This is a genomic window from Aquabacterium sp. (assembly GCF_021768455.1).
Lineage (GTDB): Bacteria > Pseudomonadota > Gammaproteobacteria > Burkholderiales > Burkholderiaceae_C > Aquabacterium.
The window spans coordinates 1-11,808 of record NZ_JAIZVX010000137.1; the positions used below are offsets into that span (position 1 = coordinate 1).

Annotated in this window: 13 protein-coding genes; 2 read left to right on the forward strand and 11 right to left on the reverse strand. The window is 68.3% G+C overall.

All coding sequences use genetic code 11. The features are described 5' to 3' along the window. The 10 genes from QZ994_RS15625 to QZ994_RS15670 all read right to left on the reverse strand — a co-directional run. Positions 1-776, reverse strand: a 776-nt coding sequence (locus tag QZ994_RS15625; protein WP_290873673.1) for a DUF1631 family protein, incomplete at its 3' end; no start/stop codon positions are given. A gap of 69 nt (positions 777-845) precedes the next feature. After that, positions 846-1,865: a protein translocase subunit SecF gene (gene secF, locus QZ994_RS15630; RefSeq protein ID WP_290873676.1), complete on the reverse strand. Its 1,020-nt coding sequence runs from the start codon at positions 1,863-1,865 to the stop codon at positions 846-848. Positions 1,866-1,889: 24 nt separating this feature from the next. Beyond that, positions 1,890-3,752 carry a protein translocase subunit SecD gene (secD, locus tag QZ994_RS15635; RefSeq protein WP_290873677.1) on the reverse strand — a complete coding sequence of 621 codons (1,863 nt, stop codon included), beginning with the start codon at positions 3,750-3,752 and terminating at the stop codon, positions 1,890-1,892. A gap of 86 nt (positions 3,753-3,838) precedes the next feature. Beyond that, a complete protein-coding gene (gene yajC / locus QZ994_RS15640; RefSeq protein ID WP_290873680.1) occupies positions 3,839-4,165 on the reverse strand; it encodes a preprotein translocase subunit YajC in 327 nt (108 codons plus the stop codon). Between the two features lie 146 nt (positions 4,166-4,311). Next, positions 4,312-4,623: a DUF493 family protein gene (locus tag QZ994_RS15645; protein WP_290873696.1), complete on the reverse strand. Its 312-nt coding sequence runs from the start codon at positions 4,621-4,623 to the stop codon at positions 4,312-4,314. Between the two features lie 64 nt (positions 4,624-4,687). Next, positions 4,688-5,773 (reverse strand): D-alanyl-D-alanine carboxypeptidase family protein, encoded by a 1,086-nt coding sequence (locus tag QZ994_RS15650; RefSeq protein WP_290873698.1) that lies wholly within the window; start codon positions 5,771-5,773, stop codon positions 4,688-4,690. 253 nt (positions 5,774-6,026) lie between these two features. Further along, positions 6,027-6,701, reverse strand: coding sequence for an alpha/beta fold hydrolase (locus QZ994_RS15655; protein WP_290873683.1), 675 nt, complete (start codon positions 6,699-6,701; stop codon positions 6,027-6,029). Continuing rightward, the gene (locus tag QZ994_RS15660) at positions 6,698-7,024 is read right to left on the reverse strand and encodes a (2Fe-2S) ferredoxin domain-containing protein (protein ID WP_290873685.1); all 327 of its coding nucleotides are present in this window, start codon (positions 7,022-7,024) and stop codon (positions 6,698-6,700) included. The genes QZ994_RS15655 and QZ994_RS15660 overlap by 4 nt, the downstream gene beginning before the upstream one ends. Positions 7,025-7,033: 9 nt before the next feature. Beyond that, a complete protein-coding gene (locus QZ994_RS15665) occupies positions 7,034-8,194 on the reverse strand; it encodes a VanZ family protein (protein ID WP_290873687.1) in 1,161 nt (386 codons plus the stop codon). Between the two features lie 20 nt (positions 8,195-8,214). Then, the gene (locus QZ994_RS15670) at positions 8,215-8,673 is read right to left on the reverse strand and encodes a CopD family protein (RefSeq protein WP_290873689.1); all 459 of its coding nucleotides are present in this window, start codon (positions 8,671-8,673) and stop codon (positions 8,215-8,217) included. 290 nt (positions 8,674-8,963) lie between these two features. Here QZ994_RS15670 and hemB point away from each other — a divergent pair, with 290 nt between their 5' ends. Together hemB and QZ994_RS15680 are read left to right on the forward strand one after the other, a co-directional pair. Continuing rightward, positions 8,964-9,965: a porphobilinogen synthase gene (gene hemB / locus QZ994_RS15675; RefSeq protein ID WP_290873691.1), complete on the forward strand. Its 1,002-nt coding sequence runs from the start codon at positions 8,964-8,966 to the stop codon at positions 9,963-9,965. Positions 9,966-10,002: 37 nt separating this feature from the next. Then, positions 10,003-11,229 (forward strand): magnesium transporter CorA family protein, encoded by a 1,227-nt coding sequence (locus tag QZ994_RS15680; protein ID WP_290873693.1) that lies wholly within the window; start codon positions 10,003-10,005, stop codon positions 11,227-11,229. 24 nt (positions 11,230-11,253) lie between these two features. On the opposite strand, the gene QZ994_RS15685 is transcribed toward QZ994_RS15680, so the two are convergent. Next, a partial coding sequence (locus tag QZ994_RS15685) for a uracil-DNA glycosylase (RefSeq protein ID WP_290873694.1) occupies positions 11,254-11,808 on the reverse strand: 555 nt, incomplete at its 5' end.

The following is an 11,808-nucleotide window of genomic DNA, read 5'->3' on the forward strand; positions in this document are numbered from 1 at the left end:
CCGAGAGCCCCCCCCGAGGTGCCGCCAGCGTGGAAGCCGCCCGAGGGCGCCCCCAGGTCGGCAAACTGAGAGGCGCCAGAGGGGCGCGCCCCCCCGGCGTCGGGCGTGCGGCGGATGAAGGGGCGCAGGTCGATCTCGGGTCGCAGGCCCTGATCGAGCAACAACCGGTTGGCGTGGTGGTAGCCCTCCTGGGCCCAGGCGGCCACCTCGTTTTGCAGCACGGTCTGCAGCGTGGCCCAGTGGACCAGGGTCAGGCCGGACTGCAACCAGGCGTCCAGCACCACGCGGCCCAGCCAGGACGGACTCAGCACATCGACCGAGCCACTGCCCGCCACCACCGCGCCCTGCACCGACTGCAATCGGGCATTGAGGTCGGTGTATTCGGAGCCGGTGAGGTCGGACACGGCCTGTCCCAGGCGCACGGCCACGAGGTCGCGCTCGATGCTGCCTTCTTCGACCAGGGAGAGCCCGCCACCGGCCTGCGGGGCGTCACGGCCCGGACGCTGGTTGGGATCGACCTCGCGGCCCAGCCGCAGGGCGTGCAGCGCATCGCGCAGTCGCTGCTCCATGGCCTGCTGCCACAGGGCCTGCGAGCGGGGGAAGTCGAGCACCAGGTCACGCCGACGCTGGTAGAGCGCGGGCTCGGCCGTCTGGGTGGCCAGCACCTTGGCGCCGTCGACACAGGCCTTGACCACGCCAGCCACGCCCCTGACGAGGGATTCGGTGAAGCTGACGCGGGCGGTCAGTGACAGCGCTCGGTGGGGTCCTGCGGACATGGGGGGCGAGAATGCACTGAGGGCGTCACAGCGACGCCCTCAGCCCTGAAGTTCCTGATTGCGGAGACTCTACACCACCGCGCCAGCGTGCGGGTCGTTGGGATCGATGTCTTTTTTGCTGGCCTTGACCAGGTCTTCGCGCTTGACGCCCAGCCACATCGCGATGGCCGCGGCCACGAACACCGAGGAGTAGATGCCGAACAGGATGCCGATGGTCAGAGCCAGGGCAAAGTAATGCAGCGTGGGACCACCAAACAGCAGCATGCCCAGCACCATCATCTGCGTCGAGCCGTGGGTGATGATGGTCCGGCTGGTCGTGCTGGTGATCGCGTGGTCGATGACCTCGGGCGTGTTCAGCTTGCGGAACTTGCGGAAGGTCTCGCGGATGCGGTCGAAGATCACGACCGATTCGTTCACCGAGTAGCCCAGCACCGCCAGCACCGCCGCCAGCACCGACAGCGAGAACTCCCACTGGAAGAAGGCAAAGAAGCCCAGGATGATGACCACGTCGTGCAGGTTGGCGATGATGCCGGCCACGGCGAACTTCCACTCGAAGCGGATCGCCAGGTAGATCATGATGCCCAGCACGGTCACGCCCAGGGCCAGGGCCCCGTCGTGGGCCAGCTCGTCCCCCACCTGCGGGCCGACGAACTCGCTGCGCTGCAGCACCACAGGCTGGGCGCCACCGGCGGCCTGGCAGACCTGGGCAGGGCCCTTGTCGGCGGCCTGGGTGACCAGCTGGGCACCTTCGGCCTTGCACAGGGCGCCGTAGACCTGGCTGACCAGATCGGCCTGCTTGACGCCTTCACGCAGCGGCAGGCGGATCAGCACGTCGCGCGAGGTGCCGAAGTTCTGCACCTGCACCTCGCCCTGCTTGAGCGATTCGACCGCCGTGCGGACCTTGTTGATGTCGGCCGGCTGGGCGTACTGCACCTCGATCACCGAACCACCGGTGAACTCGATGGAGAAGTGCAGGCCGCGGTGGAAGATGAAAAACACCGCCAGCGCAAAGGTGAGGAAGGAGATCGCGTTGAAGACCAACGCGTGGCGCATGAAGGGGATGTCGCGCCTGATGCGGAAAAATTCCATGGTGTGTGCTCCGCTGTGTTGCGCTTATTCCTGGGGCTTCCAGACCTGCCCGATGGACACGCCCTTGAGCTTCTTCTTGCCGCCATACCAGAGGTTGACCAGGCCACGCGAGAAGAACACGGCCGAGAACATCGAGGTCAGGATGCCCAGGCAGTGGACCACGGCAAAGCCCTTGACCGGGCCCGAGCCGAAGGCCAGCAGAGAGAGGCCGGCGATCAGGGTCGTGACGTTGGAGTCCAGGATGGTGGCCCAGGCGTGCTCGTAACCGGCGGCAATGGCCGATTGCGGGGCCGAGCCGTTGCGCAGCTCTTCGCGCACACGCTCGTTGATCAGCACGTTGGAGTCGATGGCCATGCCCAGGGTGAGCGCGATGGCCGCGATGCCCGGCAGGGTCAGCGTGGCCTGCAGCATCGACAGCACGGCGATCAGCAGCAGCAGGTTGACCGACAGCGCGATGGTCGAGAACACGCCAAACAGCAGGTAGTAGGCCATCATGAACAGCGCGATCGCGGCAAAGCCGTAGATCAGGCTGTTGAAGCCCTGGGCGATGTTTTCTGCGCCCAGGCTGGGGCCCACGGTGCGCTCTTCGATGATCTCCATGGGCGCGGCCAGCGAACCGGCGCGCAGCAGCAGGGCCGTGTCGGCGGCCTCTTCGGTGCTCATGCGACCCGAGATCTGCACGCGGCCACCACCGATTTCGCCGCGGATGACCGGCGCCGTCACGACCTCGCCCTTGCCCTTTTCGAACAGGATGATGGCCATGCGCTTGTTGACGTTCTCGCGGGTCACGTCCTTGAAGATGCGGGCGCCGCGGGCGTCGAGCGTCAGGTGCACGGCGGCTTCGTGGTTCTCGTCGAAGCCGGGCTGGGCGTCGGTGAGGTTGTCGCCGGTCAGCACCACCTGGCGCTTGACGATGATGGGCACGCCACCGCGCTCGAGGTAGCGCTCGGTGCCGAAGGGCACGGGGCCACCGGCCAGGGCGGCCTGGGCCTCGGTGCTGTCGTCGACCAGGCGCACTTCCAGCGTGGCGGTGCGGCCGATGATGTCCTTGGCCTTGGCGGTGTCCTGCACGCCGGGCAGCTGCACGACCACGCGGTCGATGCCCTGCTGCTGGATCACGGGCTCGGAGACGCCGAGTTCGTTGATCCGGTTGTGCAGGGTGGTGATGTTCTGCTTGAGGGCCTGCTCCTGGATGGCGCGTTCGCTCTGGGGCTTGAGGGCGCCCACCAGGGTGAGGTCGCCCGAGCCGCCGGTGTCGGTGGCGTCGGTCCAGACCAGGTCGGCCAGCTTGTCTTCCAGCACCGGGCGGGCGGCCTTGCGGCCGGCTTCGTCGCGGAAGCGCACGGTCAGGGTGTTGGCCTCGCGGCGGATGCCGCTGTGGCGGATGTCCTTGTCGCGCAGCAGGGTGCGCACGTCACCGCCGAGGCTGTCGAGCTTCTGGGTGAGCGCGGCCTTCATGTCGACCTGCATCAGGAAGTGCACGCCACCGCGCAAGTCCAGGCCCAGGAACATGGGGTTGGCGTGCAGGGCATGCAGCCAGGTCGGCGAGCGCGACACGAGGTTCAGCGCCACGATGTAGCGCGGATCGGCCGGATCCGGGTTGAAGGCCTTGGCCAGCAGGTCACGGGCCTTGATCTGGGTGTCGGTGTCCTGGAAGCGGGCCTTGACCGAATTGCCTTCGAAGGTGACGAAGTCGGCCTTGAGACCGGCCTGCGTCAGCACCTCCTGGACACGCGCCACGGCGCTGCTGTCGAGCTTGAGCGTGGCCTTGCCACTGGAGAGCTGCACGGCCGGCGCTTCGCCGAACACGTTGGGCAGCGCATAGACCAGGCCGACCACCAGGGCCATGGCAATGATCAGGTACTTCCACCAGGGGTAGCGGTTCATGAGGTCCTCAACGGCGCGGTCAATGGCGCTGTAACGCGATGGCGGCACCCTGCCCCACCGCGGGGCGGGCGCCGTCCGGTGTTTGCTTACTTGTACGAGCCCTTGGGCAGGACCTGGATGATGGCCACGCGCTGCACCTGCAGCTCGACGCCGTTGGCGACTTCGATGCGGGCGAAGGTGTCGTCCAGCTTGGCGATCTTGCCGATCACGCCACCTTGCGTGACGACCTCGTCACCCTTGGCCAGGGCGTCGAGCATGGCCTTGGTTTCCTTCTGGCGCTTCATCTGCGGGCGGATCATGACGAAGTACAGCACCACGAACATGAGGACCAGGGGCAGCATGCTCATCAGGCCACCGGAGGCACCGGCAGCGGGGGCTGCGGCTTGGGCATAGGCATCGGAAATCAGAAACACGGGGCAATCCTTCAAAGAAAGGGCCGAGGCACCCGCCTCAGGTGAGGGCAGGCGGATCGGCCGGGGTCAAACATTGTATGCGTCAGGCCACGACGGCCCTGCTGCGGGTTGGCGAGAGGCGCGCCCGCCGGAACAGGGGGTATCGGTCAGAGCACGTACTTGACCAGCGGGTGACCGGTCAGGGCACGGTAGATGGCGTCGAGCTGCTCGCGGCTGGTGGCCGTGACGGTGACCGTCAGGCCCAGGTACTTGCCGCTGCTGCTGGGGCGGTGCTCCAGCGTGGCCTCGTCGAAGGTCTGGTCGTGCTCGCGCGCGATGCGCACCACGGCCTCGATGAAGGTCTCGTGGTGCACGCCCATGACCTTGATCGGGAAGCGGCTGGGGTACTCGATCAGCGACTGCTCCGGCGGGATGATCGGGTTGGCAGGCTGCGCAGCCTGGGCTGCGGCATCGGCCACGGCGGGATGCAGGGGGTGACCGGGAGGGAATTGGGAAGCCATGTGCGCGTCCTTGTTCGGTTGCTTACTTGATGCCCAGGCGGATGGCGTCCCAGGTGCGGCCCAGCCAGCCGGCGGCGGGCACGGCGTCCAGGCTTTGCAGCGGCAGGGTCTGCCAGGGCTGGGTGCCGAGCGACACCTGGATGCTGCCGACGGTCTGGCCCTTGAGCAAGGGGGCGAGCAGCGGGTCGTTGCGGGTCAGGCTGGTCTTGACCTGGGCGGCCTGGCCGCGGGGCACCACCACCACGACGGGTGCGGTGCGACCCAGGCGAGCGGAGGCGGCCTTGCCCTTCCAGACCGGGGCGGTGCTGATGGCCTGGTTGGCGTCGAAGAGCTTGACGACGTCGAAGGCACTGTGGCCCCAGTTCAGCAGCTTCTGGCTTTCGTTGGCGCGGGCCTCGGGCGAGGCGGTGCCCACCACCACGCTGAGCAGGCGGCGGTCGCCCCCCGGCGTGGGACGGTGCGAGGTGGCGATCAGGCAGTAGCCGGCGGCGTCGGTGTAGCCGGTCTTCAGGCCATCGACCGTGGGGTCGCGAAAGAGCAGCAGGTTGCGGTTGGGCTGCTTGATCCCGTTGAAGGTGAATTCCTTCATCGAGTAGTAGGGCAGCGAGTTGGGGAAGTCGGTGATCAGGCGGGTGGCGATGATGGAGAGCTCGCGCGCCGTGCTGACGTGGCCCGGGGCGGTGAGGCCTTCGGGGTTGGCGAAGTGCGTGGTCTTCAGACCAAACACCTGGGCCTGGCGGTTCATCATCTCGACGAACACCTCGACCGTGCCGCCCACGCCTTCAGCCAGGGCCACGGTGGCGTCGTTGCCGCTCTGCACGATCATGCCCTTGATCAGGTCATCGACCTTGACGCGGCTGTTGACGTTGATGAAGGTGCGCGAGGCACCGGTCATGCCGGTGCGCCAGGCGCGCTCCGACACGGGCAGCTCCTGGCCCAGGCTGAGCTTGCCGTTCTGCAAAGCCTGGAAGACCAGGTAGGCGGTCATCAGCTTGGTCAGCGAGGCGGGCTCGACGGTCTGGTCGGCGTTGCGCGAGGCCAGGGTCTGGCGGCTGGTCACGTCCTGCAGGACGTAGGCGCGCGCGGCCACCTCGGGCGGCTGCGGCATGGCGGCCGTGGGCTCGGCAAAGAGGGCGGCGGGCGCGGCCTGCGACCAGGCGGGCGCGCTGGCCAGGGCCGAAGCGGCCATCAGGCAGGCCAGCGCGGCGCGGCGGGAGACGCGGCGGGAAAGGGTGACGGTCATGGATGGGTCCACAAAGGGAAAAAGGCTGGCCTGACAAGGCCAGCCAGGAGAGATGGGGGCGAACGCCCGGAAAACAAGGTGCGCGGCCCGGGACAACCCGGGCTGCGCGGGAAAGCGCTCAGCCCTGGGCCATGGCCTTCAGGTGACGCAGCACGGTCTCGCGCAAGGTGGGCAGCTGCCCGTGGAAGAAGTGGCCCGTGCCCGGCACCACCGTGACCGGCAGGCTCTGGGGGCGAGCCCAGTCGAGGATGGAGGCCAGGGGCACGACATCGTCCTGCTCGCCCTCGACCACCAGGGTGTGGGCCGGCACATTGGGCACCTCGAAGCGCGTGGTGGCCGGACTGACCAGCACGAGTTGCTGGGGGGCGCTCAGCGCGGGATCGGCCTCGGCGGCCTCAACCAGGCGGGCGTGAGTGCGGGCGGCCACAAAGCCCCCAAAGGAAAAACCGGCCAGGGCCAGCGGCAGGCCCTGCATGGTGGACTCGGCCTGCTGGGCGGCGATCACGGCGAGCATGTCATCCGACTCGCCACGGCCCTCGTCCCAGGCGCCCGCCGAATGGCCCACGCCGCGGAAGTTGAAGCGCACGGCGCGCCAGCCCGAGAGCACGAAGGCGCGCACCAGGGTGTGCACCACCTTGTTGTCCATGGTGCCGCCCATGAGCGGATGCGGGTGGGCCACCACGGCCAGGCCGCGCGGCGCCCCCACCGGGTCTTCGATCACCACTTCCAGCTGGCCTGCGGGGCCCTGGATCACCTGCGAGGCCGGGCGGCCCACCATCTTGCTGCTGCTCATCGGCCCACGTCTCCGGGCAGGACCAGGCGCTCGACGACCTCGCCCTTGATCAGGTGACGGTCGACGATTTCGTCGATGTCGGCCTTGTCGACGAAGGTGTACCAGGTGCCTTCCGGGTAGACCACCGCCACCGGGCCGCCGGCACAACGGTCCAGGCAGCCGGCCTTGTTGACGCGCACCTGGCCGGGGCCGCTCAGGCCCTCGGCCTTGATGCGGGCCTTGCAATGGTCGAAGCCTTCCTTGGCGCCGTGGTCCCCGCAGGAGGACTCGCCGTTGACGCGCTGGTTCAGGCAGAAAAAGATGTGGCGCTGGTAATAGCTCATGGCGGCATTCTAGGGAATCGGGGGCGCCTTTGCCTCGTCGCCCCCGCCATCCCGACCCAGGGCCCGGGCCAGCAGCCACAGCAGGGCCACATAAGGCCAGAGCATGCCGATCCAGCGCGACAGGCCGTGGAAGCGGATGAACCGCCCGTGCTCCCACTCCTGCAGCGTCTGCGCGTAATACGGGTCACCCGGGGCCAGGTGGATCAGCACGACCAGGGCCAGCACGGCCAGCACGCCCACCCAGGCGCTGGTGGTGCGCGTGCGCTGCACCAGGGCACTGCCGGCCAGGGCGCCCAGCAGCAGGCCGACCAGGCTGGGCAGCGTCGTCCAGCTGAAGGCGTGTTCAGGGCCAAAGTTGAGCGCGGTCGACAAGGTGGTCACGCCCACGGCCATCAGCACCGCGCCACTGAGCAGGATCAGCCGCAGGGGCCGCGGGCGCGCCAGGGCGCAGGCCACACACATGGGCAGCAGCAGGCCGGCGGCGACGGTGAGGGTCTCGATCCAGCCCACCCAGCTGGACTGGGCCACGGCCATGTGCACCGAGGCCCAGAGCTGCAGGGGGTCTTCAGGCAGCAACCAGGCCTGGATGGGCGAGCCCGCCGTCAGCTCGACCAGGGCGATGCGCAGGTGGGGCAACAGCTGCCCCTCGCCCAAGGGCAAGGGCGGGGGAAACAGCAGCCCCACGGGCCACACCCACAACAAGGCCAGACCATGACCGGCCTGGGGGATGAACCATCTTTCGCGCAGGCGGTGCCACACGTCGACCAGCCCCAGGGCGTGCACCGTCACGGCAGCCAGTGCGCCCCAGGCCGCGCCCAGGGTGTTGAGCGCCCAGTCGGAGATGGAAGGCACGCGACCAGGCAGGGTGAATTGCAGGAGTTCCAGCGCATAGGACAGGGCCATGCAACCCAGCACCGTGAGCAGCGCCGCCCAGGCCGCCTGGCGCCCCGAACGCAGGTGGGCCAGGCACAGGATCCCGCCCAGGGGCAGGTAGCCCAGCAGGTTGCCGATGATGTCGTTGGTGTACTCCTGCCCCAGCTTGGGCAGCACCCAGGAGAAGACCTGGTGATCGGGCCAGTGCCAGCCGCTCAGGGGGTGCAGCGTGGCGTAGGTGATCAGGGCGACGGCCAGCCAGGTCAGCGGCCAGGCCGAACTCCGGTGCAGGGACACCACGCGCGCGCGCCCCGCGCTCAGCCCAGCGTGGGCTTGAGCACCACCAGGATCACGATGGCGGCGAACAGCAGCACCGCCACCTCGTTGAACACGCGGAACCACTTGTGGCTGCGGCGGTTCTGCAGCGCTTCGAACTCGCGCAGCAGCTTGCGGCACACATGGTGGTAGCCGATGACGCCCAGCACCAGCAGCAGCTTGACGTGCAGCCAGATCTGGCCCGGCCCCTTGCCCATGCCGAAGTACAGCCACAGCAGCAGGCCGAAGGCCAGGGCCGGCACCATCAGCAGGGTGCTGAAGCGGTAGAGCTTGCGCGCCATGAGCAGCAGGCGCTCGCGTTCGGCATGGCTGTCGGACGGGACCATGGCCAGGTTCACGAAGAGCCGAGGCAGGTAGAACAGCCCGGCAAACCAGCTGGCCACAAAGATGATGTGCAGGGCCTTGACCCAGAGGTAGGGGTTGCTGAGGGCGGTGTTCATGGTCTGGATTATGACCAGACGCCCCGCGGCCGACCGTGCGCCTTTGCGGCGCCGCAGCAAAAAAAAGAGCCCCGGCATGGCCGGGGCTTTGAAGCCTTAACGCTGTCATCACGGTAAGGCACCTGCTCAGGGAGGAAAAGCAGGGAATGAAAGCCTTGCGGCGTATCATTCAAGCGCGATTATAGGGCGAACGGACGCACATGTCGTCCAGACCCGGTCGAAATAACCCCTTCGGCCGACATTCCCTGGCGCCCTTTGCAATCCTTCACAGAGATTTCTCACAGCACCGCATGTCGTTTTCCCAACACTTCCCCCAGCACCGCCCGCGCCGCCTGCGCAAGGACGATTTCAGCCGCCGCCTGGTCCGCGAGCACACCCTCACGGCCGACGACCTGATCTACCCCGTCTTCGTGCTGGACCAGGACGACGGCACGCAGGACGTGGGCTCGATGCCCGGCGTGGCCCGTCTGGGACGAGGCCCGCTGTGGGCTGCGGCCGAGCGCTGCGTCGAGCTGGGCGTGCCGGTGCTGGCGCTGTTCCCGGTGATCGACGCCAGCCTGAAAACCCCCGATGGCCGCGAAGCCACCAACCCCGACGGCCTGGTGCCGCGCCTGGTGCGCGAACTCAAGCAGCGTTTCCCGGAACTGGGCGTGCTGACCGATGTGGCGCTCGACCCCTACACCAGCCACGGCCAGGACGGCCTGCTGGACGAGCGCAGCTACATCCTCAACGACCCCACCGTGAGCGTGCTGACGGCCCAGGCCCTGACCCATGCCGAAGCCGGCGTCGACATCGTCGCCCCGTCGGACATGATGGACGGGCGCATCGGCGCCATCCGCGCAGCCCTCGAATCGCAAGGTCTGGTCCACACCAAGATCATGGCCTACAGCGCCAAGTACGCCAGCGCCTTCTACGGCCCCTTCCGCGATGCCGTGGGCTCGGCGGCCAACCTGGGCAAAGCCGACAAGAAGGTCTACCAGATGGACCCGGCCAACGGCAACGAGGCCCTGCTGGAAGTGGCCATGGACATTGCCGAAGGCGCCGACATGGTGATGGTCAAACCCGGCATGCCTTACCTGGACATCGTGCGCCGGGTGAAGGACGAGTTCCGCGTGCCCACCTTTGCCTACCAGGTGAGCGGCGAGTACGCCATGATCAAGGCCGCCGCCCAGAACGGCTGGCTGGACCACGACGCCGTGATGATGGAAAGCCTGCTGGCCTTCAAGCGCGCCGGCGCCGATGGCGTGCTGACCTACTTCGCCCTCGACGCGGCCGCCAAGCTGCGCGGCTGAGCCGCTCGGCCCCATCGCTTCAACGGCGGGAGACCGTGTGCGCTTTTTCCTGATCAACGAGCACTTCACCGAGCTGCCTGAATGGCCCGAGACCCTGCCCGCCCATGGCTTTCTGTGGGTGACCACGGGGCGACGGGTGTTCGAGGTGCAGCTGCCGAATGTGCAGCGCCACCTGCAGCGCCTGGCCGGCGGCAGCCTGGTCGACCTGCATGTGTCCGACCTGCTGAACCCGCAGCTGCCCTCGCAGTACGACTACACCTCCTGGTACGACATCCTGGTGTTCCGCCGCCTGGCCGCCGGCCCCGGCACGGAGCGCATGTTCCTGGACGAGGCCCAGGGCACGGCCACCAGCGCGCGCCGCGCCCTGGCGGGCATTGACACCAGCCCGGTGGGCTTTGCCCTGTTTGATCGCGTGCTGCTGACCGTGCACCCGGCGGACTGCTCGGTGCGCGACTTCTTCGAGGCCCGCCTGAGCCAGCTGGCCGGAGGCCCGGCCGAGTCGCATGCAGCCCACGGCCATGCCGCCCTGCACGGCCTGCCCGAGGGCGGCGCAGACACGGAAGAAGACGCGCACCTGGGCGCACAGGCCCGGCTGGACCCCTCGGTGATGGGGGGCTCGCCGCCCCGCACCGAAGGCCGTGGGCCCTCGCGCCTGCCGCCCTCCCCGGCCGACCTGATGCTGCGCATCGTCAACCACATGGTCGACTCCTACCTCGACCTGCGCCGCCTGCTGACGCGGCAGTTCGCCTACCTGCAACAGGAGCTGCTGAGCAACCGCAACCAGTTCAAGCACTGGCAGGCGCTGCTGGAGTCGCGCAACACCCTGCATGCGCTGGAAGACACCTGCGAGGACCAGCGCGCCGCCGTGCAGGAATGGATCGACGCCCTGCAGGAGTGGCCCGTGCCCACCGACACGGCCGCGGCCCGCGAACGCGAGGTGCTGCGGGTGCGTTCGCGCGACGTGCAGGAGCACATCGAGCGCGTGCTCAGCCATGTGCGGCGGCTGGAGAACTCGGCCGAGAGCGCGGTGCAGATGCACTTCTCGGCCCAGGGCAGCCGCACCAACGACATCATGCGCACGCTGACGGTGCTGACGGCCGTCTTCCTGCCGCTGAACCTGATCACCGGGGTCTTCGGCATGAACTTCGACGCCCTGCCCCTGATCCACTCGGGTGCGGGCTTCTGGGTGGCCCTGGGCCTGATGGCCCTGGTGGTGATCGGCCTGGTGTGGTGGTTCCGGCGCCAGCGTTACCTGGGCGAATGAACGCGGGCGTGCGCCGCGCAGGCCTCAGCGCGAGGCCATGACCTCGCGGGCCAGGCAGAGATCGGCCCAGGCCAGGGCCTTGTCGGCCGGGTTGCGCAGCAGGTAGGCCGGGTGGTAGGTGACGATCAGGGGGACACCCTGGTAGTCGTGCACACGGCCACGCAGCTTGCCGATGGGCTCGTTGGAGCGCAGGATGGACTGCACCGCAAAGCGCCCCATGGCCAGGATGACCTTGGGCTGGGTGAGCGCGATCTGGCGCATCAGGAAGGGCTCGCACTGGGCCATTTCCTGAGGCTGGGGATTGCGGTTGGCCGGTGGGCGGCACTTGATGGCGTTGGCGATGTAGACCTGCTGCGAGGCATCGGCCTCCTGGCGGCTCAGGCCCAGGGCGTGCAGCATGCGATCGAGCAGCTGGCCGGAGCGGCCCACAAAGGGCTCGCCGCGCTTGTCCTCTTCTTCGCCAGGGGCCTCGCCCACGATCAGCCAGTCGGCCTGCGGGTGGCCCACACCGAAAACGGTCTGGGTGCGGCTCTGGCACAAGGTGCAGGCCTGGCAGCCGGCCACGGCGGCCTGCAGGGC

What these genes read in the sequence shown, in the direction of transcription:
- secF (WP_290873676.1), bottom strand. Translation starts at nt 1,865, where the DNA reads ATGGAATTTTTCCGCATCAGGCGCGACATCCCCTTCATGCGCCACGCG.
- secD (WP_290873677.1), bottom strand. Translation starts at nt 3,752, where the DNA reads ATGAACCGCTACCCCTGGTGGAAGTACCTGATCATTGCCATGGCCCTG.
- QZ994_RS15650 (WP_290873698.1), bottom strand. Translation starts at nt 5,773, where the DNA reads ATGCCGCAGCCGCCCGAGGTGGCCGCGCGCGCCTACGTCCTGCAGGAC.
- QZ994_RS15655 (WP_290873683.1), bottom strand. Translation starts at nt 6,701, where the DNA reads ATGAGCAGCAGCAAGATGGTGGGCCGCCCGGCCTCGCAGGTGATCCAG.
- QZ994_RS15660 (WP_290873685.1), bottom strand. Translation starts at nt 7,024, where the DNA reads ATGAGCTATTACCAGCGCCACATCTTTTTCTGCCTGAACCAGCGCGTC.
- QZ994_RS15670 (WP_290873689.1), bottom strand. Translation starts at nt 8,673, where the DNA reads ATGAACACCGCCCTCAGCAACCCCTACCTCTGGGTCAAGGCCCTGCAC.
- hemB (WP_290873691.1), top strand. Translation starts at nt 8,964, where the DNA reads ATGTCGTTTTCCCAACACTTCCCCCAGCACCGCCCGCGCCGCCTGCGC.